Raw genomic sequence first — 26610 nt, 5'->3', positions numbered from 1 at the left:
CTCTGTCTATTTATCGGTTGGATCAGAATATGACCAGGCAACAGCAAGTGGTGATTGTCGGCGGTGGGGTAATCGGTCTGCTGACGGCTTTCAATCTCGCGTCCGAAGTGCAGAGCGTCGTGCTGCTGGACCGTTCGAACCTCGGTCAGGAATCGTCCTGGGCAGGCGGTGGCATCGTTTCGCCGCTCTACCCGTGGCGCTATAACCCGGCAGTCACTGCACTGGCCCATTGGTCCCAGGATTTTTATCCACAACTGGGCGAGCGTTTGTTTGCCGCCACCGGAGTCGACCCCGAGGTGCACACCACCGGCCTGTACTGGCTGGATCTGGACGACGAAGCCGAAGCGTTGGCATGGGCCGCACGTGAGAACCGGCCGTTGCGGGCTGTGGATATTTCGGCGGCTCACGACGCGGTGCCGGTGCTGGGCGGTGGTTTTTCCCGCGCCATCTACATGGCTGATGTAGCCAATGTTCGCAATCCGCGCTTGGTGAAGTCGCTCAAGGCTGCGTTGCAGGCGCTGCCGAACGTGACGATTCATGAGCAGTGCGAAGTCAGCGGATTTATTCGCGAAGGCGAAAAAGTGGTCGGTGTGCAGACCCCCACAGGTGCGATCCATGGCGATCAAGTGGTGCTGACGGCTGGTGCCTGGAGCGGCGATCTGCTCAAAAGCCTGGACCTGGAATTGCCGGTCGAACCGGTGAAGGGGCAGATGATTCTCTACAAGTGTGCGGCGGATTTTTTGCCGAGCATGGTGCTGGCGAAGGGGCGTTATGCGATTCCCCGACGCGACGGGCACATTCTGATTGGCAGTACGCTGGAGTATGAGGGCTACGACAAGACCACTACCGAGTCGGCTCTTGAAAGCCTCAAGGCCTCGGCAGTGGAGTTGATTCCGGCACTGGCCGACGCCGAAGTGGTCGGGCATTGGGCCGGTCTGCGGCCGGGTTCGCCAGAAGGCATTCCCTATATTGGCCGGGTGCCAGGGTTTGACGGGTTGTGGCTGAACTGCGGGCATTTCCGCAATGGCCTGGTGCTGGCGCCGGCGTCGTGTCAGTTGTTTGCCGATGTGATGTTGGGCAGGGCACCGATCATTGATCCGGCACCGTATGCGCCGACAGGGCGGATCTAAGCCAGATTCAAGGCCTTCAATCCAGCCCGAATTTCTTCAGCCGATACCGCATCGACCTGAATGAAAGATTCAACCGCTGAGCCGCCGCCGTGCGGTTCCAGCGGGTTTCTTCCAGGGCTTGCAGAAGAAGCTGGCGTTCGACGTTTTCCAGGTATGCTTCCAGATTGTCGATCTGCGTCAGATCCGGCACGCCTCCTTCCGGATGACAGTTGCCTTCGGCCAGTCGCAGGTCGCCCGCTTCAATCTGTTTATTTTCGCAAAGCGTGTGTGCGCGTTCGAGCATGTTCTCCAGTTCCCGGACGTTTCCGGGGAAGCGGTAACTTTTCAGCGCATCGAGTGCTTGCGGGTGAAGCTTTGCTTCCGGCTGGCCGGTGTCGGCCGCCAGGCGCTTGAGCACATGGCCGGCCAACGGTTCGATATCGTCTCGACGTTCGCGCAGCGGCGGAACCCGCAACTCGATCACGTTCAAGCGATAGTACAAATCCTGGCGAAAACGTTCGGCAGCGACTTCGGCGCCGAGGTCTTTGTGAGTCGCGCAAAGAATACGTACGTCGACCACCTCTTCCTGTTGCCCGCCGACGCTGCGTACGGCTTTCTCCTGAATGGCCCGGAGCAGTTTGACCTGCATCGGCAACGGCAAGTCAGCCACTTCGTCGAGGAACAGCGTGCCGCCATGGGCAGCCTGGAACAGCCCGGGTTTGTCTTCGATGGCGCCGCTGAAGCTGCCTTTGCGATGGCCGAAAAACTCGCTTTCCATCAGTTCCGACGGGATTGCTCCGCAGTTGACTGGAACAAAGGGTTGATGGGCGCGAGGCCCCCGATCGTGGATCAGCCGCGCCACCAGTTCCTTGCCGCTGCCGGATTCGCCGCTGATGTACACCGGCGCCTGGCTGCGCGCCAGTTTGTCGATCTGCTTGCGCAAATTGCGCATGGGCAATGAATCGCCGAGCAAGCGCCGATCAAGGGAGCCGCCGGGGACGGGCAGGAGCAGGGCGCTGGTGACAAGTTCCCGCAAGCGGGTGAGGTCCACCGGTTTGCTCAGGAAGTCGAAGGCGCCGGCCTTGAGCGCGTTGATCGCCGTGTCGACATTGCCGTAAGCAGTGATCATCGCCACCGGAACTTGTGGGTAACGTTGCTGGATGTGTTGCACCAGTTCAAGGCCGGTGCCATCCGGCAGGCGCATGTCGGTCAGGCACAGATCGAACGTTTCGCGCTTGAGCAGGGCCAGGGCCTCGCCGGCGTTGCGCGCACTGTAGGTATCGAGTTTCATCCGTCCCAGGGTGATTTCCAGGAGTTCGCGGATGTCCGGTTCGTCGTCGACGATCAAGACTTTTTGCCGTGGGCCCATGTTCAACTTTGTTTCCGTCCGTGAGCAAAAGTGATGCGAAAGCAGCCGCCGCCTTGGCGTGGTTTGAAGTCTAGGCGGGCCTGGTTGCTTTCGCACAGCTCACGGGACAGATACAGCCCAAGGCCTGTGCCTTGGTGACTGGTGGTGAAGAAAGGTTCGAACAGTTGCGCCTGATGGTCCCCGGCCACACCGGGGCCGTCGTCGAGGATTTCAAGGATTGGCAACTGGCTGTCGGGGTCGATGAACAACTCAAGCCATACCTGTGCCTGGTCGTGGTTCTGGGCGCTGTGGCGCCAGCCGTTGCGAATCAGGTTGTCGAGAATCTGGTTCAACTGGTTCGGGTCCATCAAGGTCTTGAAGTCTCCCGCAGCGATGTGCAGATGAATCTGCTGGCGCTCGGTCGCGCCCTCGCGGGTTTCAGTGACGAACTGTTGCAGCCACGGCTTCAAATCCAACCGTTGCGGCACGGTTTGCTGGCGGCGGGACAGTTGCAGGACGTTTTCGATGACTCGATTCATGCGCTGGGAGTGATCTTGAATGATCTGGGTCAGACGTTGATCCGCGCTGTTGAGTTCCTCAGATTCGCGCAATAGCTGTGCGGCATGACTGATGGCGCCCAGTGGATTGCGGATTTCATGGGCGATGCCGGCGGTCAGGCGCCCGAGGGCTGCGAGTTTCAGTTGTTGGGCCTGTTGCGCGATGTGGGCGAGATCCTCGAGAAAGATCAGCGTCTGATGTTGCGGGCTGGGGTCCAGTGCGATGAAGCTGGGTTGTAGCTCAACGCCGCTGCTGGCGATTTTCAGGCCTTGAGGGCGCAGGGTCGGGTTGCTGAGCCACAGGTTCAGGCGATCGACAAGTGCCGGGAGGTGGTCGTCGATCAGTTGGCCTTCGAGGCGGTCACAGCCGAGCAGCGTCAGGGCACTGTGATTGGCCAATTGCACGCGCCGCTGCTCGTCGAGCACCAGGATGCCGGTGCGCATGCGTTGCAGGATCAGCGCATTGAGCGTTTCCAGGCCGACGACTTCACTGGCCTTTTGCTCCACCAGCGTTTCGCTGACTTCCAGCCGTCGGGCCAGGCCTTGCACCAGCAGGGCTGCGGCAAAACACAGGGCGCCGAGGGTGCCGACCTGTAAATAGTCATTGGGATTGGCTTGATGGCTGACGCTCAACAGGAAGCTCGAACCGACAATGCCGATCGCCCCGACGGCGGCAATCAACAGGCCGATGCGCCTTCGCAGCAACGTATTGCTGATGGCCACCGAAACGATCAGCAAGTTGCCAATGGCGCTGGCCACGCCGCCGCCAGCGAAGAACAGACCGCACAGCAGCAGTACGTCGAGTAGCGCCAGGCTGAACAGTTGCGCCGGATGGCGGGTGTTCTCGAAGAACACCACCAGCAAAATGTTCAGCACCAGGTACAACCAACTGCCGGAGCGCAGCAGGTCGTCATTGGCCGAGGTCAGCAACCGGTTGTCCATGTTGCTGGAGATCAGCAGCACCAGAATGATGCCGACGCTTAAACGGTAGAGATGATAAAGGCGCAGCAGTCGCTGGGCCTGTTTGTCGCTGTGACTGGACGCCTCAGCGATCACTGGAACCGGGGCCTTGCTCCAGATGAGCCTGGCTGCAATACCACTGTTTTTGAAGGTTCAGCGCGCGATCGCGGGGCAGGTGCACGCCGCAATGGGCGCAGCGAACCATCGGTGCCGCTTCCAGTTCGGCAGGGGACTTGGGTACGGCAGCCGCGCTTTTGTACTTGCGCCAGAACCACACGGCGGCGGCAATCACGGCGATCCAGAATAATAAACGAAGCATGATGAGCTGCTTTATTGGCTGATGAACCGGCAGTTTAGCCGGGGACATGACAGGCGCACAGTGCAATTGCTCAACACAAAAAAACGGCAACAAAAAAGGGAGACTCAAGAGTCTCCCTTTGCGTACCGCCGGTCGTGTCAGTCGAACACGCCGAAAGTCATGTAGCTGAACCACGAGCGGTCATCGTTGTTGCCTTCCGCTTCGTGATCTTCTTCTTCGATCACATCGCCGTTTTCGTCTTTAGGCTTGAGATCGCTCGGAATTGCGTCTTTCGCGTCCTGGAACTGCTTCTGCACGTCCTGGTTGGCGCGGGTTTCTCCCGGCGGCAGCGGCGGACGGGATTCGATCAGGCCCAGAGTGGCCTTGCTCAGCCACGAACGGTTGTCGGCTTCGGCAACCGACGGCACGAACTGACCGTCAACCAGGCTTGGGTGGTTCGGGTAGTTGAGCTTCAGGGTTTCGAGACTGGTGGCTGCCAGTTCGTCCAGGTGCAGACGCTGGTAAGCCTCGGTCATCACCGCCAGGCCGTCGCCGACCGAAGGGGTTTCCTGGAAGTTTTCCACCACGTAGCGGCCACGGTTCGCGGCAGCGACATAAGCCTGACGGGTCAGGTAATAGTCGGCAACGTGGATCTCGTAGGCTGCCAGCAGGTTGCGCAGGTAGATCATGCGCTGCTTGGCGTCAGGCGCGTAACGGCTGTTCGGGAAGCGGCTGGTCAGCTGGGCGAACTCGTTGTAGGAGTCACGCGCGGCGCCCGGGTCACGCTTGGTCATGTCCAGCGGCAGGAAGCGCGACAGCAGGCCAACGTCCTGGTCGAACGAAGTCAGGCCCTTGAGGTAGTAGGCGTAATCGACGTTCGGGTGCTGTGGGTGCAGACGAATGAAACGCTCGGCAGCGGCTTTGGCAGCTTCAGGTTCGGCGTTCTTGTAGTTGGCGTAGATCAGTTCGAGTTGAGCCTGGTCAGCATAACGACCGAACGGATAACGCGACTCCAGAGCCTTCAGCTTGGCGGTGGCGCTGGTGTAGCTGTTGTTGTCCAGATCGGCCTGGGCCTGTTGGTACAACTCGACTTCACTCAGGTTTTCGTCTACGACTTCCTTCGATGAGCAAGCAGCGGTCAATGCGAGGATGGCGATCAGCAGCAGGTGTTTCACTTGCATGGCGGCTTGCGTCCCTATGACGGCCGCTGTCTTGGGCGTGGCCGTCCTGTTATGATGAGCGCCCCGTTGAATAGCCTCGGGGCAAAAGACGCCGTATTTAACCACAAGCGCGCAGCCGAAACCAAAGGCTGTGCCGACGCCTAGTCTGAGCATGTCCGATAAAATTGAACTTCGCGCAGAGGTGCCGTCCGAATTGGGCGGCCAACGCCTCGATCAAGTCGCCGCACAATTATTCGCTGAGCACTCGCGCTCGCGCCTTTCCGCCTGGATCAAAGACGGCCGCCTGACTGTGGATGGGGCGGTTATCCGCCCGCGAGACATCGTTCATGGTGGCGCCATTCTTGAACTCACTGCCGAGCAGGAAGCTCAGGGCGAATGGGTCGCTCAAGACATTGCCCTGGACATCGTCTACGAAGACGACGAAATCCTGGTGATCAACAAGCCTGCGGGCCTGGTGGTGCACCCGGCTGCCGGTCACGCCGACGGCACCTTGCTCAACGCCTTGCTGCACCACGTGCCGGACATCGTCAATGTGCCCCGCGCCGGTATCGTGCATCGTCTGGACAAGGACACCACCGGTCTGATGGTGGTGGCCAAGACCATTCAGGCGCAGACGCAGCTGGTTACACAGTTGCAGAGCCGCAGTGTCAGCCGCATCTATGAATGCATCGTGATTGGTGTGGTAACCGCCGGCGGCAAGATCAACGCGCCGATCGGTCGTCACGGCCAGCAGCGCCAGCGCATGGCTGTAATGGAAGGTGGCAAGCAAGCCGTCAGCCATTACCGCGTGCTCGAGCGTTTCCGCTCCCACACTCACGTGCGGGTGAAGCTGGAAACCGGTCGTACGCACCAGATTCGCGTGCACATGGCGCACATCAACTTCCCGTTGGTCGGAGATCCTGCCTATGGCGGTCGTTTCCGAATTCCACCGGCAGCCAACCCGACCATGGTCGAGTCGCTGAAAAATTTCCCGCGTCAGGCGCTGCATGCGCGTTTCCTGGAGCTGGATCACCCGACCACCGGTCAACGCATGAGCTGGGAATCGCCGTTGCCAGAAGATTTCGTCTGGTTGCTGACTCTGCTCAAGCAAGACCGCGAGGCGTTCATCGGATGAGTGACTGGCTGATTCCTGACTGGCCCGCGCCGGCCGGGGTCAAAGCCTGTGTGACCACCCGTGCGGGCGGCGTCAGTCTGGCGCCGTTCGACAGCCTCAACCTCGGCGATCATGTCGACGACAGCCCTGAAGCTGTCGCCGAGAACCGCTGTCGTCTTACCGATCACTTCTCTATTCAACCGGCCTGGCTACAGCAGGTCCACGGCATTGTCGTGGCCGATGCCGACCCGAGTCGGGTAGTCACCGCTGATGCCAGTTGGACCTCGACCCCCGGCATCGCTTGCGCAGCAATGACCGCCGATTGCCTGCCAGCATTGTTTTGCGACCGTGCCGGCACTCGCGTTGCGGCGGCCCATGCCGGTTGGCGCGGATTGGCGGCCGGTGTGCTGGAAGCCACGCTCGACAGTCTGGCTGTGCCACCTGCCGACGTGCTGGTCTGGCTTGGTCCGGCCATTGGCCCGCAAGCCTTTGAAGTCGGCCCGGAAGTGCGCGAAACCTTCGTGCAACAGTTGCCGCAAGCGGCTGAAGCCTTTGTGCCAAGCGTCAATGCCGGCAAGTTCATGGCCGACATCTATAAGCTGGCGCGTCTGCGTCTGGCGGCTCGCGGTGTGACTGCTGTCTATGGCGGTGGTTTCTGCACCGTGACCGATCCTCGCTTCTTTTCTTATCGCCGTGCCCCGCGCACCGGTCGCTTCGCCTCCCTTATCTGGCTCGAACGCTAGACTTGTCTGACCTGCATCAACGTCACGACGCTTGAAACTCCCAGAATTGACCACATCTATTGTGGTATCTGGCAGGTTTCTTCATTCAGGATGTTTTATAGGTCCGGCCTGCTCAAAAGGAAGGTGACCCATGCGTATAGACCGTTTAACCAGCAAATTGCAGTTAGCGTTGTCCGATGCCCAATCCCTGGCTGTCGGTCTCGATCATCCGGCCATCGAGCCGGCGCACTTGATGCAGGCTTTGCTCGAACAGCAGGGCGGCTCGATCAAGCCCCTGTTGATGCAGGTGGGCTTCGACGTCAACAGCTTGCGTAAAGAGCTGACCAAAGAGCTCGACCAGCTGCCGAAAATCCAGAATCCCACCGGCGACGTCAACATGTCGCAGGATCTGGCACGTCTGCTCAATCAGGCTGATCGCCTGGCCCAGCAGAAGGGCGACCAGTTCATTTCCAGCGAACTGGTGCTGCTCGCCGCCATGGACGAGAACAGCAAGCTCGGCAAGCTGTTGCTCGGTCAGGGCGTGAGCAAGAAAGCTCTGGAAAACGCGATCAACAACCTGCGTGGTGGCGAGGCCGTCAACGACCCGAACCACGAGGAAGCACGCCAGGCGCTGGATAAGTACACCGTCGACCTGACCAAGCGCGCCGAAGACGGCAAGCTCGATCCGGTGATCGGCCGTGACGACGAAATTCGCCGGACCATCCAGGTCCTGCAACGCCGCACCAAGAACAATCCGGTGCTGATCGGTGAGCCTGGCGTCGGTAAAACCGCCATCGCCGAAGGCCTGGCCCAGCGCATCATCAACGGTGAAGTGCCGGACGGCCTCAAGGGCAAGCGCCTGCTGTCCCTGGACATGGGGGCGTTGATTGCCGGTGCCAAGTATCGCGGTGAGTTCGAAGAGCGCCTGAAATCCCTGCTCAACGAGCTGTCGAAGCAGGAAGGGCAGATCATTCTGTTCATCGACGAACTGCACACCATGGTCGGCGCCGGTAAAGGCGAAGGCTCGATGGATGCGGGCAACATGCTCAAGCCTGCCTTGGCTCGCGGTGAGCTGCATTGCGTCGGTGCGACCACGCTCAACGAGTACCGCCAATATATAGAGAAGGATGCGGCGCTTGAGCGACGCTTCCAGAAAGTGCTGGTGGACGAGCCGAGCGAAGAAGACACCATCGCGATCCTGCGTGGCCTGAAAGAACGCTACGAAGTTCACCACAAGGTGGCGATCACCGACGGTGCGATCATCGCGGCGGCCAAGCTCAGCCATCGCTACATCACTGACCGTCAGTTGCCGGACAAGGCCATCGACCTGATCGACGAAGCCGCCAGCCGCATCCGCATGGAGATCGACTCCAAGCCGGAAGTGCTGGATCGTCTGGAACGTCGCCTGATTCAGTTGAAGGTGGAATCCCAGGCACTGAAGAAAGAAAGCGACGAAGCGGCGATCAAGCGTCTGGAGAAACTCCAGGAGGAAATCGTTCGTCTTGAGCGTGAGTACTCGGATCTCGAAGAAATCTGGAACTCGGAAAAGGCCGAGGTTCAGGGTTCTGCGCAGATTCAGCAGAAGATTGAACAGTCCCGTCAGGAACTGGAAGCCGCGCGCCGCAAAGGCGACCTGAACCGCATGGCCGAATTGCAGTACGGGGTGATCCCGGACCTGGAGCGCAGCCTGCAAATGGTCGATCAGCACGGCAAAGCCGAAAACCAGTTGCTGCGCAGCAAGGTGACTGAAGAAGAGATCGCCGAAGTCGTCTCGAAGTGGACCGGTATTCCGGTGTCGAAGATGCTCGAAGGCGAGCGCGACAAACTGATGAAGATGGAAAGCCTGTTGCACCAGCGTGTGATCGGCCAGGACGAAGCGGTGGTCGCGGTTTCCAACGCGGTGCGGCGTTCCCGTGCCGGGTTGTCCGACCCGAATCGTCCGAGTGGTTCGTTCATGTTCCTCGGCCCGACCGGTGTCGGTAAAACCGAGCTGTGCAAGGCGCTGGCCGAATTCCTCTTTGATACCGAAGAGGCGATGGTGCGGATCGATATGTCCGAGTTCATGGAGAAGCATTCCGTGGCTCGCTTGATTGGCGCGCCACCAGGCTATGTAGGCTATGAAGAGGGCGGTTACCTGACCGAGGCGGTGCGTCGCAAGCCTTATTCGGTGATCCTGCTGGACGAGGTCGAGAAGGCGCACCCGGATGTGTTCAACATCTTGCTGCAAGTGCTCGAAGACGGTCGCCTGACCGACAGCCATGGCCGCACGGTGGATTTCAAGAACACCGTGATTGTCATGACCTCCAACCTGGGCTCGGTACAGATCCAGGAACTGGTCGGTGATCGTGAAGCGCAGCGTGCGGCGGTGATGGATGCGATCTCCAGCCACTTCCGGCCGGAGTTCATCAACCGGGTCGACGAAGTGGTGATCTTCGAGCCGTTGGCGCGGGATCAGATCGCTGGCATTACCGAGATCCAGTTGAGTCGTCTGCGCAGTCGTCTGACTGAACGCGAGTTGAAGCTGGAGTTGAGCCCAGAGGCCATGGATAAGCTGATCGCGGTCGGTTACGACCCGGTGTACGGCGCGCGGCCACTGAAACGGGCGATCCAGCGCTGGATCGAAAACCCGCTGGCACAGCTGATTCTGTCCGGTCGCTTCATGCCGGGAGACACTGCTGTGGGTACAGTGGAAAACGACGAAATCGTTTTCAACTGAGTCCAAACGGCAGCACAAAAAAGGAGGCCTCGCATTGCGAGGCCTTTTTTTCGCCAGGCTGTTGAACTTAAAGGAAAAGGCTTGTAAAGTGCGCCCCGCAGTAAGTCACCCGGTAGGGTTTCTGCTCCCCAAGCAGGAATCTGAAATAAGTTGCAAATCATTAACTTGAAAGCAATTTAGGGGGTTGACAGAGGTGCTTAAGATTGTAGAATAGCGCGCCTCAGACACACGAACGCAGCGATGCGAACGGGTCGAAGAGAACGCAGTAAAGCTTCACCGTTGTAAATTGAAATATGTAGTTCCGTGATAGCTCAGTCGGTAGAGCAAATGACTGTTAATCATTGGGTCCCAGGTTCGAGTCCTGGTCACGGAGCCAATTTCAAACCGGGGTATAGCGCAGTCCGGTAGCGCGCCTGCTTTGGGAGCAGGATGTCAGGAGTTCGAATCCCCTTACCCCGACCATTTTTGGGTCGTTAGCTCAGTTGGTAGAGCAGTTGGCTTTTAACCAATTGGTCGTAGGTTCGAATCCCACACGACCCACCATTTTTGAAACCAGTTAGCGCTGGAATCGAATCTTAAGATCAGAGGCCAAAAGCACTGATCGAAGAAGGCGCCTTTCAAAGGTGCCTTTTTTTTACCGGGGTATAGCGCAGTCCGGTAGCGCGCCTGCTTTGGGAGCAGGATGTCAGGAGTTCGAATCCCCTTACCCCGACCATATTAAAAATCCTCGTATCGAAAGATACGGGGATTTTTTTTGCCTTCGAAAAAGTGCATCCATCTCTTTAGTCATCGTACAACTTGCCGATAACGAGCTACCGGAGCGCCAACAGCGTCTCCACTCAAGCCAACAAAAACAAAGGCACTCCTTATGTTTCTGCGTCAGTTGAATATTGCCCCCCGTGCCGCACTGGGTTTTGCCTTGATCGCGGTGCTCGTGGCGCTGCTCGGGATTTTTGCGCTGGGGCAGATGTCGAGCATTCGCGAGAGTGAAGTGGCGGTGGAGAAACAATGGCTGCCGAGCATTCGCGGCGGTGATGAAATACGCGAAATCATGTTGCGCATTCGCACCATCTCCTTGCGCATGGCGTTGGACCCGGATCCGAAGAACATCGCCCAATACCGCAGCCAGATGGATACCCGGGACAAGGAGCTGAGCGAAAAAATCGCTGCCTACGACAAACTGGTCACCACGGCTGAAGGCAAGGCGTTGTACGACCAATTCAAAAACACCTTCACGGCCTATCGCGCCGGTATTGCCCAATCGTTCACCCTGGCCGAACAAGGCCGTCGCGACGAGCTGACCAAGCTGCTGCTGGTGGATATGAAGACCGTGGTCGACGGCTCCGGCAAGCAACTCAGTGACCTGGCGGAACTGTTTAGCCGACAAGTCGCGGCAGAGAGCGAGAAGTCCAAAGAACACTACGAAACATCACGCACGATCGTCAGCCTGTTTATCGCCCTCGCGGCGTTGGCGACTGTTGCCCTGGCCATGTTGCTGACCCGCAGCATCGTGCGTCCGCTGAGTGAAGCCGTGAGCGCAGCGGAACATGTGGCGCAGGGCGACCTGACTCGCCCGATCGAAACCCATGGCAATGACGAAGTCAGCCGCTTGCTCAAGGCATTGGCGACCATGCAGCAGAATTTGCGGGAAACCCTGCAAGGCATCAGCGGCTCCGCGACGCAGTTGGCCACTGCTGCCGATGAATTGAACGCCGTTACCCTCGACAGCAATCAGAGCCTGCAACAACAGAACAACGAAATTGAGCAGGCGGCCACGGCGGTCAATGAAATGACCTCCGCTGTGGAAGAGGTTGCACGCAACGCCGTGTCCACCTCCGATGCCACTCGCCAGTCCAGTGAGTCGGCGCATCTGGGGCAGGAGCGGGTCAGCGAGACGGCCAGCGCGATCAGTTCGCTGGCCCATGACGTGCAAAGTACCGGGGAGCTGGTGCGCTCCCTGGCCAATCAGTCGCAGGATATCGGCAAGGTGCTGGATGTGATTCGCGCCATTGCCGAGCAAACCAACTTGCTGGCACTGAACGCGGCCATTGAAGCGGCGCGGGCGGGGGAGAGTGGTCGAGGTTTTGCTGTGGTGGCCGATGAAGTGCGTGCCTTGGCCCATCGCACACAGCAATCGACCCAGGAAATCGAGCAAATGGTGCAAGGCATGCGCGATGGGTCGAGCCAGGCGCTTGAGGCGATGAACACCAGCGCTTCACGTGCTGCCAGCACGCTGGTCCTGGCCGAGCGCGCAGGCGAGGCGTTGCAAACCATCACGGCTTCCGTGCATGAGATCCACGAGCGAAACCTGGTGATCGCCAGCGCGGCGGAAGAGCAGGCGCAAGTGGCGCGTGAAGTCGACCGTAATCTGGTGAACATTCGCGACCTGTCGGTGCGGTCCGCCACTGGGGCCGATCAGACCAGCGCATCGAGCCATGAGTTGTCGCGACTGGCCAATGCGCTGCAGGGGATGGTGCGGCGTTTTCGGGTGTAACTCCGACAAGCCCAAAAAACTGTGGGAGCGAGCTTGCTCGCGATGACGGCGGAACATTCAACAAATGCAATGAATGTCAGACCACTATCGCGAGCAAGCTCGCTCCCACAGGGGATAGGGGTGTTAGTGCAGTTTGAGACGTGGCTCGGTTCCACGTCCGATCTTGCTCCCCAGCATCAACATCGCCGTGCGGAACGGTCCGTACAGCGCCATCTGGTGCATGCGGTACAGCGACACGTAGAACATCCGCGCCAGCCAGCCTTCCAGCATCACGCTGCCGGTGAGGTTGCCCATCAAGTTACCCACAGCCGAGAAACGCGACAGCGAAATCAGCGAGCCGTAGTCGGTGTACTTGTACTCCGGCAATGCCTTGCCTTCGATGCGCAGCTTCAGTGATTTGGCCAGCAACGACGCCTGTTGATGCGCTGCCTGGGCGCGCGGCGGCACGTTGCGGTCGGTGCCCGGTTGCGGGCAGGCGGCGCAGTCACCGAAGGCGAAAATGTTCTCGTCGCGGGTGGTTTGCAGGGTCGGCAGCACTTGCAGCTGGTTGATGCGATTGGTTTCCAGGCCATCGATGTCCTTGAGGAAACCTGGTGCGCGAATCCCCGCCGCCCAGACTTTCAGGCTGGCGTTGATCACTTTGCCATCGGCGGTGATCAGGCTGTCGGCCGTCACTTCGCTGACCGCCGCGTTGGTCATCACGTTGACCCCGAGTTTCTCCAGGGTTTTATGCACAGGTCCGCCGATCCGCTCAGGCAGCGCCGGCAGCACCCGTGGCCCGGCTTCGATCAGGGTGATGTGCATGTTTTCCGGTTTGATCCGGTCCAGGCCATAGGCCGCCAGTTCATGGGCGGCGTTGTGCAGTTCGGCCGCCAACTCGACCCCGGTGGCACCGGCGCCGACGATGGCCACGCTGATTTGCTCGACCGCGTCGGTTTGCCCGGCATGGGCGCGCAGGTAGTGGTTGAGCAATTGCTGATGGAAACGCTCGGCCTGTTTGCGGGTGTCGAGGAACAGGCAATGCTGCGCCGCGCCCTGGGTGCCGAAGTCGTTGGTGGTACTGCCGACGGAAATCACCAGCGAGTCGTAAGACACTTCCCGCGCCGGCACAAGTTCCAGCCCGGCTTCGTCATAGGTGGCGGCCAGCTGGATTTTCTTGTTCGCGCGATCGAGCCCGCTCATGCGCCCCAGCTGGAACTCGAAGTGGTTCCATTTCGCCTGGGCAACATAGTTGAGTTCATCTTCGGAAGAGTTCAGGGAACCGGCCGCCACTTCGTGCAACAACGGTTTCCAGATGTGGGTCAGGTTCGCGTCGACCAACATGACGTTGGCCGTGCCGCGCTTGCCCAGAGTCTTACCCAGACGGGTAGCCAACTCCAGACCGCCGGCGCCGCCGCCGACAATGACAATACGATGGGACATGGGGATAACTCGCAAGGCTAAAAGAAATCGGTGCAGTTACCCGAGCGAGCGCAAGGCAGCTCATAGCGTCAGGTAACTGATAAGTCGGCTCAACAGGCCCAAACCAATGGTCACTGCCAGCACCATCACCAGGAGCATCCACGGCCGGAATGGCCGGCGCTCGACTCGGTGTTGGGACAGTTGCAGATACGCTTCGACATGCTTCTGGTCGTCAGGGTTCAAGCGGCTGGTCATATCGGGCCTCGTCAGGGGTAGACGTTGCTAAATGTGATGAAGCTACAACGGGCGTTATCCCGCGATGAACGGAGCATAGCCGCTCTCTGGCAAGGGCTCGACGCTCACCGTATCTTCCAGGCGAATGATGCCACTTTGTAACACTCGGGCGGTGATTCCGCCATGCCCGCGCACGGCCTGGAACGTTCCGCTGCCAAGGTTGTTTTCCAGGCGTGCGCAGGGCTGGCACCAGCCGGTGGTTTCGAAAATCGCCTGGCCAATCCGGAAGCGCCGACCCTTGAGGCTGAACAGGTTGATCCCACTGATAACGAGATTGCGCCGCAGATCTTCAGGCCGGATCGGTTGATCCCCCGGGCGGCCCATCAGCGAACTGATGACTGGCAAGTGTTCCCATTGAATCAGCGTTACCTGCCGCGCGTTGCGTACGCCGGGGCGGGCGCGGTCACCGGTCAAACCGGCTTCAAGCCGCGCTTCCACGGCGTCCAGTTCGATCATCGGCGCGTGACGCTGCGGGCGCACGCCGATCCAGCGTACGCGGCCGGTTTGCGGGACATGGGCAATCAATTCCTGCAACGGACTCACAGGCTGATCCCGACATCGAAAACGATGCTGCGTCCGAGGTTGCTGCGCAGGAAGTCCGGTGCATCAGGATGGGCGAACAGCACACGGGCGAAGGTCGGACCCACCAGCGACAGCGAGCGCCAGCCTTGGCGCAGGTATTCCGTAGGCGGCGGGAAATGGCTGTTGAGGTCCAGCACTTCGCGCTTGAGGCTGGCGAAGGCGATGATGTCCAGCTCACCCAGGTCCATGCCGCGTTCTTTGTAGTTGTGCGCTTTTTTGCGCAAGGTCGGTGCCAGTCGCAGCAAGAACTCGTTGGCGGGGATGCGTCGCGGCTTGGCTTCGCGGCGTACCAATTGGCTCAAGGAGAATGCACTACGTCGACGTTGCAGCTCATCTCGCCATTCATCATTGAGGCGCCGGCCCTCATCGAGCACGAAGAACACCTCGAAACTGGCGTCGCGAAACAACACGTCCGGCGGCTCTCCGGCCGGGGCGAATTCGTCGGCGCGATAGGGAATGTTCAGCCCTTGCAGCAGGCGTTGGCACACCCAACGCTCACGCTCCCATTTGCGGGCATTGGACAGGAACGCGTTGGCTTGCTCGGCCGCGATGGTCAGCAGGCGTAAGTAATCTGAGTCATCCATAGGCCAAGCTTAGCGTCCAAATGCGATCGCAAAGAAGACAGTTTATCGGAGAGGGGCAATTCCCTCTGTTCCCATGCCCGTTTCAGGGCCCTGCACAAAACGGATAGTGGTCTGCGCAATGCGGATATTGACCCGCGCCTGATGACTTTACCCTCGGCTGTACGGACGTAAGCCGTGATACCCACGCTCTAAAAAAACAACAACAAGAGAAAAATGCCATGCGCAAGATCGACGTACATGAGGTTATCGACAACGCTCGTTTCAACCGCTTTCACTGGATGGTGCTGTTCTGGTGTGCCCTGATCATCATTTTCGACGGTTACGATCTGGTGATCTACGGCGTGGTTTTGCCGATGCTGATGAAAGAGTGGGGGCTCAGCCCTCTGCAAGCCGGCGCACTGGGCAGTTATGCACTGTTCGGCATGATGTTCGGCGCACTGTTCTTCGGGCCGCTGTCGGACAAGATCGGTCGTAAAAAAGCCATCACGATCTGCGTGATGCTGTTCAGTGGCTTTACCGTGCTCAACGGTTTTGCCCGCAACCCCACCGAGTTTGGTCTGTGTCGTTTCATTGCCGGGCTCGGCATTGGCGGTGTGATGCCTAACGTGGTGGCACTGATGAACGAGTACGCACCGAAGAAAATCCGCAGCACGCTGGTGGCGATCATGTTTAGCGGCTATTCGGTCGGCGGCATGTTGTCCGCCGGGCTGGGCATTGTGCTGATCCCGAGTTTCGGCTGGCAGTCGGTGTTTTACGTGGCGGTCCTGCCGTTGCTGCTTTTGCCGCTGATCATGTACTTCCTGCCCGAATCAGTGGGTTTCATGTTGCGTCAGGGGCGCAATGAAGAAGCACGCGACATTCTTCAACGCATCGATCCGGCCTACGTCGCGCAAACCTCCGATCAGTTGCATATGTCCGAAGTGAAGGGCACGGGCACGCCAGTATTGCAGTTGTTCCGTGAGGGCCGTGCGCTGCGCACGCTGATGTTGTGGCTGGCGTTTTTCTGCTGTCTGTTGATGGTGTACGCGCTGAGTTCCTGGTTGCCGAAACTGATGGCCAACGCCGGTTACAGCCTCGGTTCGAGCCTGTCGTTCCTGCTGGTGTTGAACTTCGGGGCGATTTTCGGCGCGGTCGGCGGTGGGGTGTTGGGCGACAAACTCAATCTGCCGAAAGTGCTGGCGGTGTTTTTCGCCATGGCAGCGGTGTCGATCACGCTGTTGGGTTTCAACAGCCCGATGCCGGTGTTGTACTTGCTGATCGCCATTGCCGGCGCCACCACCATTGGCTCGCAGATTCTGCTGTACGCCTGCGCTGCTCAGTTCTATTCCATGACCATCCGTTCCACCGGGCTGGGCTGGGCTTCGGGTATCGGGCGCAACGGGGCCATCGTCGGTCCGCTGCTGGGCGGTGCCTTGCTCGGGATCAGCCTGCCGCTGCAACTGAACTTCATGGCGTTTGCCTTGCCCGGTGCGGTGGCGGCCCTCGCCATGACCGTGTTCGCCATCAGCAGCCGACGCAGCGCCTCCAGTGTCAGCCCAGCGCTCTCCGCGACCGGTGCCTGAGTCATGAAAGCGTTCTTTCAGGACTTTTCGTTGTCCGCCGCCGTGGCTGGATTCATCGCCACGGTAATTTCCTACGCCGGTCCGTTGGTGATCATTTTTCAGGCGGCCGAAGCGGCCCATCTCTCGCGGGAAGTGTTGTCGTCCTGGGTCTGGGCGATCTCCATCGGCAGCGCGGTGCTGGGTATCGGTTTGAGCCTGCGCTACCGCGTTCCGGTGATCATCGCCTGGTCGGCGCCGGGCTCGGCGTTGCTGGTGGCGCTGCTGCCGGACATCTCCATGGCAGAGGCGGTGGGCGCTTATCTGGTCAGCAGCCTGATCATTTTCGTGGTCGGGATTTCGGGGGCGTTTGACCGGATCATCAGCAAGCTGCCCGCAGCGATTGCGGCGGCGATGCTGGCGGGCATCCTGTTCAGTTTCGGCACCGGGTTGTTCGTGTCGATGCAACGCAAGCCGCTGCTGGTGCTGGCGATGTTTGCCACGTACCTGATCTGCAAGCGGGTGATGCCGCGTTATGCGGTGTTGATGGTGCTGTTGGTGGGTTGTTCGATTGCGGCGTTCACCGGTGATTTGCATCGTGAAGCGCTGGTGATCGGCCTAGCCACGCCGGTATGGATCACGCCCGAGTTCAGCCTGGGCGCGATCCTCAACATCGCATTGCCGTTGGTGATGGTGGCGCTAACCGGGCAGTTCGTGCCCGGCATGGCGGTGCTGCGCGCCAGTGGTTACTCGACGCCGGCGAGTCCGATCATCGCCAGCAGCGCGCTGGGTACGGCGTTGCTGGCGCCGTTCGGTTGCCATGGGTTGAACCTGGCGGCGATCACCGCAGCCATCTGTACCGGTCGCGAATCCCACGAAGATCCGCGTAAGCGCTACGTGGCCGGCGTTGTCGGCGGCCTGTGTTATCTGCTGTTCGGGATCTTCGGCGCCACGCTGGTCTCGCTGTTTTCCGCGTTCCCCAAAGAGCTGATCGCCGCACTGGCTGGATTGGCGCTGTTCGCCGCGATTGCCGGGGCTTTGGCGGGGGCGATGGCTGTGCCGAGCGATCGTGAAGCCGCGTTGGTGACCTTTCTGGTCAGCGCGTCGGGCATGTCGCTGTTTGGATTGTCCGCCGCATTTTGGGGGCTGATTTTCGGCATGGTCACCCATGTGCTGTTAAGCGCCCGTCGTCCTGTTCCCCGTCGCGAATCCACTGCAACTGAAGTTGTTCAACCTGTCGATCAATAACAATAAGAGAAAGACAATGAAACAGATTTTCCCAACAACCGGTTCTGCGTTGTCCCTGGCTGTCGCCTCGAGTTTTTCCACAGGTGCCATGGCCGCTGAAAAAGGCTTCATCGAAGACACCACCGCGACCTTGCAGGCGCGCAATTACTACTTCAGCCGCGACTTTTCCGACATCGTCGGCGCCAACCAACAGTCGAAGGCTGAAGAGTGGGCTCAGGGCTTCATCTTCAACGTGAAATCCGGCTACACCCAGGGCACCGTCGGGTTTGGTGTGGACGTCATCGGCCTGCTCGGCCTCAAGCTCGACAGCGCCCCGGACCGGACCAATACGGGCTTGTTGCCGGTGCAGGACGACGGCCGTGCTCCGGACAACTACAGCCGCCTGGAAGGCGCGTTGAAGATTCGCTACTCCAAAACCGAGCTAAAGGTCGGCGAGCTGCAACCCAATCTGCCGGTGTTGGCGTTCAGTGACATTCGCCTGCTGCCGCCGAGTTACCAGGGTGCGAGCATCAGCTCCAACGAGATCAACGGCCTGACGCTGCAGGGCGGTCACTTGAGTTCAACCAGTCTGCGCAACGAGGCCGGTGACGAAAAGATGCAAGCCATGCTCGGCCACGTGCCGCAGCGCCAGGTCAGCAGTGACGGCTTCAATTTTGCCGGCGCTGATTACGCCTTCAACGACAAGCGCACTTCGGTCAGCGCGTGGTACGGGCAACTGGAAGATATCTACAACCAGCGCTTCCTTGGCCTCAAGCACAGTGAGCCGGTGGGCGACTGGGTTCTCGGCGCCAATCTCGGTTATTACGATTCGCGCGAGGATGGCAAAAAGCTGCTGGGCAACATCGATAACCAGGCGTTCTTTTCGCTGCTGTCGGCCAAGCGCGGTGGCCATACGTTTTACATCGGCTATCAGGGCATGTTCGGCGACAGCGCGTTTCCACGGGTGTTTGCCAACATCTCGCCACTGGGCAACGAAGTACCGACCTATGAGTTCGCCTACACCGATGAGCGCTCGTGGCAAGCGCGCTACGACTACGATTTCGCGGCACTCGGTGTACCGGGGCTGACCAGTACCGTGCGCTATATCAGCGGCAACAATGTCGACACCGGCAAGGGCTATGAAGGCAAGGATCGCGAGCGTGACCTGGACATCGGCTATGTGCTGCAAAGCGGCAGCCTCAAAGGCCTGGGTATCCGCGTGCGCAATGCGATGGCGCGTTCCAATTACCGCAGCGACATCGACGAAAACCGTCTGATCCTCAGCTACACGTGGACGTTGCTATGAGCCTTTGATCAGAGGTTGCTGGTGCAATTGCCGATGACTTCGTACGTCACGCGGCGAGTCTGGCCCTGATGATCGACGTACACCATCGTCGCCGGCACAACCCCGCACGCGGTCGCGGTGTCCGATACGGAAACCACCTTGGCGATGTCCAGTGGCTGCGCGGGGTTGTACTGGACAGCGGGTGGCTCGATTTCAGCGGCCATCGCCGAGGTAGCGATGACGGTCAGCAACAGGCTGATCAACGTTTTCATGCTGGCGTACTCCGGATCGGTTTCGATGTGTGAATTTTAGTCTTTGCCACCGTCCGATAAAGGGGCGAACGCCAGATGCAGTCTTGCGTAAAACGTAACAATCAGCGCCCATTTGGCACGAGATCAAAAGGGGCGGGTAGACTGGAGCCCTGTTCGCTTACGGCAAGACAAGGGAGCGCGCCCAGCCATGATCGGTGCCGAGTTGCTGTCATCTCAAACCCTCACGGTGGGGTGGCTGATCTACGGAGCGGTTTTGATCTGGGCCGCTGCGCGCGCACCGTGGGTCGAGCTGTTCACCGACAGCCGTCGTCAGCATCTACTGTTCGGCACAGTGTTCGCGTTGTTCATGCTGTGGCTGGTGCGACGGGATTTCGATACCGGCGTGTCTTACCATTTCATCGGCATGACGGCGGTGACGCTGTTGCTGGACTGGCCGCTGGCGATCGTCGGCGGTGTGGTGGCGCAAACCGGGCTGGTGCTGCTGGGGCGTCAGGACCTGGTGGCAATGGGGGTCAACGGCGCGCTGTTCATTTTGTTGCCGGTATTGGTCACCGAGTGCTGTGCGATTCTGGTGGAACGCGCGCAACCACGAAATCTCTTCGTCTACATCTTCGTTTCCGGGTTCTTTGCCGCAGCGCTTTCGGCGTTGTTGTGCCTGGTGCTGGCGCTGACGGTGCTGTGGTACGACGAACTGTTCGCCCTGCCGTACTGGCTCGAAGACTTTATCGGTTACCTGTGGCTGATCATTTTTCCCGAGGCGTTCATCAACGGCATGGTGGTCAGCGCGCTGGTGGTGTTCTGCCCGGAATGGCTGGAAACCTTCAACCGCACGCGCTATCTGTCGGCGCCGTGGAAGGACGACGATCCCAGGTCTTGATGGACATCAATGCCTGAAATCGCCGACACAATGGCTCAGTGACGCGGGTCGAAATCACCGCTGAACAGTTCATCCTCGGCATCCGGCGCCACCGGGATTTTGTGCTCTTCCGACGCCCACGCACCCAGGTCGATCAGTTTGCAACGGTCGGAACAGAACGGCCGGAATTTGCTCTCGGGGCTCCATTCGACAGGGGCGCCGCAGGTCGGGCATTCGACGGTTGGAATCTGGCTCATGACTGGCCTCCAGGCAAAGTTAGATAAAAGTGATGCAGGCGTTCGACCTCGCTGTGCAGCCAGGCGAGGTCGCGGTCGTTGACCACCACTTCGTTGGCATGGCTGACGCGGTCCTGGCGGCTGGACTGGACCTTGAGGATCGCCTGGACCTGCTGTTCGCTGGTCTGGTCGCGCTGCAGGGTGCGTTCGATCTGTAGCTGTTCCGGGGCATCGATGACCAGCACCCGTTGAGTCATGGCGTACTGGCCGGACTCGATCAGCAGCGGCGAAACCAGAATCGCGTAAGGTGATTTTGCCAGCGCCAGATGATGAGCGATTTCCTCGGCGATCAGCGGGTGCAACAAGGCTTCCAGCCAGCGGCGTTCATCCGGCACTTCGAAGATCAGTTTACGCAGGGCGGCGCGGTCCAGTTGCCCATCGGCCAGCAACACGCCGGGGCCGAAATGCTCGGCGATCTTCGCCAACGCCGGTCGGCCCGGCTCCACTACCCAGCGAGCCGCATGGTCGGCATCGACCACATGTACGCCCAGGTCGATGAAATGTTGGGCCGCCGCGCTTTTGCCGCTGCCGATGCCGCCGGTCAGGCCGAGAATCCAGGGTTTTTCCACAGGGGTATTCATTTCAAACCGACAAACTGCCAATAGAAGTCGGTTATTTGACCACCCCAGAGCAAGGCAATCCAGCCGGCAATTGCCAGATAGGGGCCGAAGGGAATCGGGGTCGAGGTTTTAGCCTTGCGCAGGCGCAGGTAAATCACGCCGATAACGGCCCCCACCAGGGATGAAAGGAGGATGGTCAGCGGCAGAATCTGCCAGCCGCCCCAGGCGCCAAACAGCGCCAGTAACTTGAAATCACCATGGCCCATGCCGTCCTTGCCGGTCATCAGCTTGAACAGCCAGAACACCGACCACAGCGCCATGTAACCGGCAATGGCGCCCCACAACGCGTCATGCAGCGGCACGAACAGGTCGAGACTGTTGACGATCAGCCCCAGCCACATCAACGGCAGCACCAGCATATCCGGCAACAGTTGATGCTCGGCGTCGATCAGGCTCATGGCCAACAGACCCCAGGTCAGCAGCAACGCCATGCAGGCCTGCCAGTCGAAGCCGAAGTGCCAGGCAATGAACGCCGACAACAGGCCGCAGGCCAGTTCGGTCAGTGGATAGCGTTTGCTGATCGGTGTGGCGCAAGCGGAGCAGCGTCCGCGCAAAAACGCAAAACTCAGCAGCGGAATGTTTTCCCAGGCACGAATCCGGTGAGCGCAATTCGGGCACTGGGAGTGGGGCAGGAACAAATTGAAGGTCGGCAGCGGCGTTTCACCGGGCAGCCCGAGGATCTCATGGGCCTGCACGCGCCACTCGCGTTCGAGCATTTTCGGCAGGCGCCAGACCAGCACATTGAGGAAGCTGCCCACCAACAGGCCGATCACTGCCGCGATGACAACAAAGGCCAGCGGGTATTGGAGCAGGATTTCGTTCAAGGGCATGTCAGATCGCTGAGCCGAGTTGGAAGATGGGCAGGTACATCGCAACCACCAGGCCGCCGACAATAACACCCAGCACCACCATGATGAACGGTTCCATCAGGCTGGTGAGGTTATCGACCATATTGTCCACCTCGTCCTCGTAGAAACCCGCGACCTTGTCGAGCATGTCGTCCAGTGCGCCGGACTCTTCGCCAATGGCGGTCATCTGCACCGCCATGTTCGGAAAAATGCCCGAGGTGCGCATGGAAAAATTCAACTGCATGCCCGTCGAAACGTCCTGCTTGATGCGCAGCACCGCGCGTTTGAACACGATGTTGCCGGTGGCACTGGCCACCGATTCCAGGGCTTCCACCAGTGGCACGCCGGCGGCGAAGGTCGTCGACAACGTGCGGGCAAAACGCGCCACGGCGGATTTGTACATCAAGGTGCCCACCAGCGGCAGCTTCAGTAGCCAAGCGTCCATTCGGTCGCGAAAGGCCTGTGACGTCCTGAAGGCGTGACGCAGCGCGAAGATCGCGACGATCAGCACACCGAGCATCATCCACCACCAGTCTTGCATGAACCGCGACAGACCAATGACCATCACAGTGAAGGCGGGCAGCTCGGCGCCAAACCCTTCGAATACCGACTGAAACTGCGGCACCACCTTGACCAGCAGAATCGCGGTGACAACGATCGCAACGAACACCACCACCAGCGGGTAGGTCATGGCTTTCTTGATCTTGGCCTTGAGGCTTTCGCTCTTTTCCTTGTAGGTCGCGACCCGTTCCAGCAGGGTGTCCAGCGCGCCGGCCTGTTCGCCGGCATCCACCAGATTGCAGTACAGCTCATCGAAGTATTGCGGTTTTTTGCGCAGGGCCGCGGCGAAGCTGTTGCCGGCCGCGACTTCCTGTTTGACCTCGTCCACCAGCGTACGCATGGCCGGGTTATCGAAGCCTTCGCCGATGATGTCGAACGACTGCAACAGCGGCACGCCGGCTTTCATCATGGTCGCCATCTGGCGCGTGAACAGGGCAATGTCCTGGGCCTTGATGCGCTTGCCGACGTTGAACAGCGAGACGGATTTCTTGCGCACCTTGCCGGGGTTGATGCCTTGCTTGCGCAGTTGCGCCTTGATCAGCGCCGGGTTTTGCCCGCTCAACTCACCGGTAACTTTCGTGCCTTTGCGGTCGGTGCCTTCCCAGGCGTAAATGCTGATTCTTGCTGCCTTGACCGCCATGTTCAGTCCTTGGTGACCCGGTTGATTTCTTCAAGGCTGGTGATGCCCTGCATGGCTTTGAGCAGGCCCGAGGTGCGCAGGTCGTTGAAGCCGTCCTTGCGCATCTGATCGTCGATTTCCAGTGAGTTGCCTTCGGCCATGATCAATCGTTGCAAGTCCGCTGTGTTCTTCACCACTTCATAAATCCCCACTCGCCCTTTGTAGCCGCCGTTGCATTGTTCGCAGCCAACCGGCTCATAGATCGTGAATGTGCCGATGCGTTCCTCGGGGAAGCCTTCCTTGAGCAGCGCTTCGCGGGGAATGTCGAGAGGCACCCGACAATGGCTGCACAGTTTGCGCGCCAGGCGCTGGGCGATGATCAGGCTGACGGACGTGGCGATGTTGAAGCCCTGGATGCCCATGTTCTGCAGGCGAGTCAGGGTTTGTGCGGCACTGTTGGTGTGCAGGGTCGACAGCACCAGGTGCCCGGTCTGTGAAGCCTTGATGGCGATTTCGGCGGTTTCCAGATCACGGATTTCGCCGACCATGATCACGTCCGGGTCCTGGCGCAGGAACGAGCGCAGCGCCTGGGCGAAATCCATCCCTTGCTTCGGATTGACGTTGACCTGGTTGATGCCTTCCATGTTGATCTCCACCGGGTCTTCGGCGGTGGAAATGTTGATGTCCACGGTGTTGAGGATGTTCAGCCCGGTGTAGAGCGACACGGTTTTGCCCGAGCCGGTGGGGCCGGTCACCAGAATCATGCCCTGTGGCTGCCTGAGCGCGGCCATGTACAGCTCTTGCTGTTCAGGCTCGTAGCCGAGGGCGTCGATGCCCATTTGCGCGCTGGAGGGATCAAGAATCCGGATCACCACTTTCTCGCCCCACAGGGTCGGCAAGGTGTTGACCCGGAAGTCGATGGATTTGCTCTTGGACAAGCGCATCTTGATCCGCCCGTCCTGGGGCTTGCGGCGCTCGGAGATGTCGAGACTGGCCATGACCTTCAGCCGCGCGGCGATTCGATTGGCCAACTGGATCGGCGGCTTGGCGACTTCCCGCAGCATGCCGTCGGTGCGCATCCGCACGCGATAGATTTTCTCGTAGGGCTCGAAATGCAGGTCTGAAGAACCGCTCCTGATCGCGTCGAGCAGCATTTTATGGACGAAGCGCACCACCGGCGCGTCATCGGCATCCTGGCCGACGATGGCGTCCTGACGCTTGTCATCGATGGTCTCGATATCCAGGCCTTCGAGGTCAACGTCGGCCATGTCCTCCAGGCCGGTGCCATGGCTGTCGAAGAACTTCTCGATGGCATCGCTGAGCTTGTCGTCCTCCACGAGGATGGCTTCGGTCGTCAGCCCGGTGCTGAACTGGATATCGTTGATGGCCTGGTGATTGGTCGGGTCGGAAATTCCCACGAACAATTTGTTGCCTCGGCGCCAGAGTGGCAGGGCGTGGTGCTGGCGGACCAGCTTCTCGCTGACCAGGCCCTTGGGCTGAATCTCCTTGTCCAGGGCATGAAGGTCCAGCAAGGCCATGCCGAAGTGTTCCGAGGCGATCTCGGCGACCTGGCGGCTTTTTACCAGTTTGTTCTGCACCAGGTAGCTGACCAGGGAGATGCGGTTGCGTTGGGCTTGCTGGGACGCCTGTTGCGCGCTTTTGTCAGTGAGCAGCTCGGCCAGGACCAATTGCTTGGCCAGGCCGCTGAGGGCGATGTCATTCATTGGGATACCGGACGCAGACAATTCATGACTTATAGCCTAGTCAAGCAATGGAGCCAAACCAGCGGTAGAGAGGTGACAAAAAGCGTCAGATAGTGCGGATCCTGGGAGTAGGAAAGGGCGTCGCAGACGGCACGCCCCCCGTCTATACGGCGCACGGGGCTTGGCATGGGCTGTGCTGCGACAGGTTCAGATCATGAGATTTCGACTCATGCACGGAGGCTGTCTATGAACACTCAAAAAGGTTTTACCCTGATCGAGCTGCTGATCGTGGTGGCGATCATCGGGATTCTCGCGACGTTCGCGATACCGGCTTATTCCAAGTATCAGGCGCGGGCCAAGGTGACGGCGGGGCTGGCGGAGATTTCGGCGTTGAAGGTGCCATTCGAGGACATTATCAATCAAGGGACCGACCCTGATTTGACCAAGGTTGGCGGCACGGCAGCCACTTCCAACTGCACCACCACGGCCTCGGGTAAAGCCGCTGATGGCACCGGGACCATTGGTTGCACGATCCTCAATGCGCCGGGTCCGGTATTGAATAAAACCATTACCCTTTCGCGTACGGTGACTGGCTGGACTTGTGCCACAACCGTGGATCAGGAATACGCGCCGAAGGGCTGCACGGGGGTTGCTCCGAAAGCTTGAACCATCGCTTTTCATGCCTGATACCCCGCCCGTGGCGGGGTATTTTTTTGCTCGCAGTCCAGAATGTCGAGTAAATGAGAAAACCTCCAACAATTCATGGCTTTAGGCCTTGTTGAAAACCCGCAACTTGCATGTAGATAAAGTTCAACTCATGCAATTTGCACGAATCCGCAAAATAACCTTTTTAATAAGTCATTGATTTATAACGATTAATTATCTGTCTCAAACTTGGCACAGCGTTCGCAATATCTCTGGTAACCCTGCTGACAACAACCCAGCAGACTTTCCAGAAAAACAGGAGTTACTCGTATGAAGAAGTTCGCTATCACTGCCGCTGCTGCTACCGCGCTGACCCTGACCATGGCCAACGGCGCATTCGCCCAAACCACCCAGGCTACCCAGTCGCCAATGGTGCTGGCCGCCGGTGAAATGACTGAAGCGAAAGAAGCTACTTCCGATACCTGGATCACTACCAAAGTCAAAGCCGACCTGGTCACCGAAAAAGGTATCCCAGGTACCGATATCAAAGTTGAAACCAACAAAGGCGTCGTGTCTCTGTCGTCCACAACTGCGGTAACTGATGCTCAGAAAACCACCGCCGTGGCGATTGCCAAGAAAATCAAAGGCGTCAAAGCGGTCTCCGCTGACGGCCTGAAAGCCGAGTAAGGCAAGGCTTCTCGCCTGGACCGGGAGAAGGCGCGGTAGACGGGCCAAGTCATACGTCTGCCGCATCTCAGGAGTTCATGCGAACGGCCATAAGGATGTGGCCATTACAGGCCC

At 59.4% G+C, this 26610-nt stretch carries 25 protein-coding genes, 4 tRNA genes and 1 pseudogene; 16 read left to right on the top strand and 14 right to left on the bottom strand.

Annotation, left to right across the window (positions count from 1 at the left end):
* Nucleotides 1–29: 29 nt before the first annotated feature.
* Nucleotides 30–1130 carry a glycine oxidase ThiO gene (gene thiO, locus ACM110_RS19250; protein WP_416129012.1) on the top strand — a complete coding sequence of 367 codons (1101 nt, stop codon included), beginning with the start codon at nt 30–32 and terminating at the stop codon, nt 1128–1130.
* 16 nt (nt 1131–1146) lie between these two features.
* Here thiO and ACM110_RS19245 read toward each other — a convergent pair whose 3' ends face one another.
* The 4 genes from ACM110_RS19245 to ACM110_RS19230 all read right to left on the bottom strand — a co-directional run bounded on the left by ACM110_RS19245 (nt 1147) and on the right by ACM110_RS19230 (nt 5453).
* The gene (locus tag ACM110_RS19245; protein ID WP_416129011.1) at nt 1147–2478 is read right to left on the bottom strand and encodes a sigma-54-dependent transcriptional regulator; all 1332 of its coding nucleotides are present in this window, start codon (nt 2476–2478) and stop codon (nt 1147–1149) included.
* A gap of 2 nt (nt 2479–2480) precedes the next feature.
* Complete coding sequence (locus tag ACM110_RS19240) at nt 2481–4070, bottom strand: sensor histidine kinase (RefSeq protein ID WP_416129010.1); 1590 nt, start codon at nt 4068–4070, stop codon at nt 2481–2483.
* Nucleotides 4060–4293: a PP0621 family protein gene (locus ACM110_RS19235; protein ID WP_338583125.1), complete on the bottom strand. Its 234-nt coding sequence runs from the start codon at nt 4291–4293 to the stop codon at nt 4060–4062. The genes ACM110_RS19240 and ACM110_RS19235 overlap by 11 nt, the downstream gene beginning before the upstream one ends.
* A gap of 137 nt (nt 4294–4430) precedes the next feature.
* On the bottom strand, nt 4431–5453 hold the full coding sequence (locus ACM110_RS19230; protein ID WP_416129009.1) for an outer membrane protein assembly factor BamD: 1023 nt from the start codon (nt 5451–5453) through the stop codon (nt 4431–4433).
* Between the two features lie 151 nt (nt 5454–5604).
* On the opposite strand from ACM110_RS19230, the gene rluD reads away from it, so the two are divergent.
* The 9 genes and pseudogenes from rluD (at nt 5605) to ACM110_RS19185 (ending at nt 12478) form a co-directional block, all read left to right on the top strand.
* Nucleotides 5605–6567 carry a 23S rRNA pseudouridine(1911/1915/1917) synthase RluD gene (rluD, locus tag ACM110_RS19225; RefSeq protein ID WP_416129008.1) on the top strand — a complete coding sequence of 321 codons (963 nt, stop codon included), beginning with the start codon at nt 5605–5607 and terminating at the stop codon, nt 6565–6567.
* The gene (gene pgeF, locus ACM110_RS19220; protein ID WP_416129007.1) at nt 6564–7289 is read left to right on the top strand and encodes a peptidoglycan editing factor PgeF; all 726 of its coding nucleotides are present in this window, start codon (nt 6564–6566) and stop codon (nt 7287–7289) included. The genes rluD and pgeF overlap by 4 nt, the downstream gene beginning before the upstream one ends.
* 130 nt (nt 7290–7419) lie before the next feature.
* The gene (gene clpB / locus ACM110_RS19215; RefSeq protein ID WP_416129006.1) at nt 7420–9984 is read left to right on the top strand and encodes an ATP-dependent chaperone ClpB; all 2565 of its coding nucleotides are present in this window, start codon (nt 7420–7422) and stop codon (nt 9982–9984) included.
* Between the two features lie 300 nt (nt 9985–10284).
* Nucleotides 10285–10360, top strand: a tRNA-Asn gene (locus tag ACM110_RS19210).
* A 9-nt stretch (nt 10361–10369) separates the two neighbouring features.
* Nucleotides 10370–10446 (top strand) — tRNA-Pro (locus tag ACM110_RS19205).
* 5 nt (nt 10447–10451) lie between these two features.
* A tRNA-Lys gene (locus ACM110_RS19200) sits at nt 10452–10527 on the top strand.
* Between the two features lie 95 nt (nt 10528–10622).
* A tRNA-Pro gene (locus ACM110_RS19195) sits at nt 10623–10699 on the top strand.
* 153 nt (nt 10700–10852) lie between these two features.
* Nucleotides 10853–11623, top strand: a pseudogene (locus ACM110_RS19190) (MCP four helix bundle domain-containing protein); the annotation flags it as partial.
* Nucleotides 11615–12478 (top strand): methyl-accepting chemotaxis protein, encoded by an 864-nt coding sequence (locus ACM110_RS19185; RefSeq protein WP_416129108.1) that lies wholly within the window; start codon nt 11615–11617, stop codon nt 12476–12478. The pseudogene ACM110_RS19190 and the gene ACM110_RS19185, both read left to right, overlap by 9 nt.
* Before the next feature lie 123 nt (nt 12479–12601).
* Here ACM110_RS19185 and ACM110_RS19180 read toward each other — a convergent pair whose 3' ends face one another.
* From ACM110_RS19180 to ACM110_RS19165, 4 genes are read right to left on the bottom strand one after another with little or no spacing between them, the layout of a single operon-like run.
* A complete protein-coding gene (locus tag ACM110_RS19180; protein WP_416129005.1) occupies nt 12602–13900 on the bottom strand; it encodes an NAD(P)/FAD-dependent oxidoreductase in 1299 nt (432 codons plus the stop codon).
* Between the two features lie 60 nt (nt 13901–13960).
* Nucleotides 13961–14134, bottom strand: a complete 174-nt coding sequence (locus ACM110_RS19175; RefSeq protein WP_338583115.1) for a DUF3094 family protein — start codon at nt 14132–14134, stop codon at nt 13961–13963.
* 54 nt (nt 14135–14188) lie between these two features.
* Nucleotides 14189–14716, bottom strand: coding sequence for an MOSC domain-containing protein (locus ACM110_RS19170; RefSeq protein ID WP_416129004.1), 528 nt, complete (start codon nt 14714–14716; stop codon nt 14189–14191).
* A complete protein-coding gene (locus ACM110_RS19165) occupies nt 14713–15339 on the bottom strand; it encodes a DUF1780 domain-containing protein (RefSeq protein WP_007970534.1) in 627 nt (208 codons plus the stop codon). Before ACM110_RS19165 ends, ACM110_RS19170 begins: the two co-directional genes overlap by 4 nt.
* Before the next feature lie 218 nt (nt 15340–15557).
* Here ACM110_RS19165 and ACM110_RS19160 point away from each other — a divergent pair, with 218 nt between their 5' ends.
* Genes ACM110_RS19160 through ACM110_RS19150 form a run of 3 tightly spaced genes read left to right on the top strand, consistent with a single transcriptional unit; the run spans nt 15558 to nt 19410 of the window.
* Nucleotides 15558–16901, top strand: coding sequence for an aromatic acid/H+ symport family MFS transporter (locus tag ACM110_RS19160; RefSeq protein ID WP_416129003.1), 1344 nt, complete (start codon nt 15558–15560; stop codon nt 16899–16901).
* Nucleotides 16902–16904: 3 nt separating this feature from the next.
* Entirely contained in the window at nt 16905–18125 is a 1221-nt protein-coding gene (locus tag ACM110_RS19155; RefSeq protein WP_416129002.1) for a benzoate/H(+) symporter BenE family transporter, read from the top strand.
* A gap of 16 nt (nt 18126–18141) precedes the next feature.
* Complete coding sequence (locus ACM110_RS19150; RefSeq protein ID WP_416129001.1) at nt 18142–19410, top strand: OprD family porin; 1269 nt, start codon at nt 18142–18144, stop codon at nt 19408–19410.
* Between the two features lie 8 nt (nt 19411–19418).
* Here the strand turns inward: ACM110_RS19150 and ACM110_RS19145 are convergent, their stop codons facing one another.
* Nucleotides 19419–19661 (bottom strand): DUF2790 domain-containing protein, encoded by a 243-nt coding sequence (locus ACM110_RS19145; RefSeq protein ID WP_416129000.1) that lies wholly within the window; start codon nt 19659–19661, stop codon nt 19419–19421.
* Between the two features lie 187 nt (nt 19662–19848).
* Here ACM110_RS19145 and ACM110_RS19140 point away from each other — a divergent pair, with 187 nt between their 5' ends.
* Nucleotides 19849–20538 (top strand): energy-coupling factor ABC transporter permease, encoded by a 690-nt coding sequence (locus tag ACM110_RS19140; RefSeq protein WP_416128999.1) that lies wholly within the window; start codon nt 19849–19851, stop codon nt 20536–20538.
* Nucleotides 20539–20573: 35 nt separating this feature from the next.
* On the opposite strand, the gene yacG is transcribed toward ACM110_RS19140, so the two are convergent.
* Genes yacG through pilB form a run of 5 tightly spaced genes read right to left on the bottom strand, consistent with a single transcriptional unit; the run spans nt 20574 to nt 25185 of the window.
* Nucleotides 20574–20774 carry a DNA gyrase inhibitor YacG gene (gene yacG, locus ACM110_RS19135; protein ID WP_060543361.1) on the bottom strand — a complete coding sequence of 67 codons (201 nt, stop codon included), beginning with the start codon at nt 20772–20774 and terminating at the stop codon, nt 20574–20576.
* Complete coding sequence (gene coaE / locus ACM110_RS19130; RefSeq protein WP_338583103.1) at nt 20771–21394, bottom strand: dephospho-CoA kinase; 624 nt, start codon at nt 21392–21394, stop codon at nt 20771–20773. The genes yacG and coaE overlap by 4 nt, the downstream gene beginning before the upstream one ends.
* Entirely contained in the window at nt 21391–22263 is an 873-nt protein-coding gene (locus tag ACM110_RS19125) for a prepilin peptidase (RefSeq protein WP_416128998.1), read from the bottom strand. Before ACM110_RS19125 ends, coaE begins: the two co-directional genes overlap by 4 nt.
* A gap of 1 nt (nt 22264) precedes the next feature.
* On the bottom strand, nt 22265–23482 hold the full coding sequence (locus ACM110_RS19120; protein WP_416128997.1) for a type II secretion system F family protein: 1218 nt from the start codon (nt 23480–23482) through the stop codon (nt 22265–22267).
* Between the two features lie 2 nt (nt 23483–23484).
* On the bottom strand, nt 23485–25185 hold the full coding sequence (gene pilB / locus ACM110_RS19115; protein ID WP_416128996.1) for a type IV-A pilus assembly ATPase PilB: 1701 nt from the start codon (nt 25183–25185) through the stop codon (nt 23485–23487).
* Nucleotides 25186–25410: 225 nt separating this feature from the next.
* Between pilB and ACM110_RS19110 the strand changes: the two genes are divergently transcribed.
* Both ACM110_RS19110 and ACM110_RS19105 read left to right on the top strand, forming a co-directional pair.
* On the top strand, nt 25411–25830 hold the full coding sequence (locus ACM110_RS19110) for a pilin (RefSeq protein WP_416128995.1): 420 nt from the start codon (nt 25411–25413) through the stop codon (nt 25828–25830).
* A gap of 309 nt (nt 25831–26139) precedes the next feature.
* A complete protein-coding gene (locus ACM110_RS19105; RefSeq protein ID WP_416128994.1) occupies nt 26140–26496 on the top strand; it encodes a BON domain-containing protein in 357 nt (118 codons plus the stop codon).
* Nucleotides 26497–26610 lie beyond the last annotated feature (114 nt).

The organism is Pseudomonas sp. NFX98 (genome assembly GCF_047784845.1).
Classification (GTDB): Bacteria; Pseudomonadota; Gammaproteobacteria; order Pseudomonadales; family Pseudomonadaceae; genus Aquipseudomonas.
The sequence above is the reverse complement of the archived record's forward strand: the minus strand, read 5'-3'. Positions and strand labels throughout refer to the sequence as shown.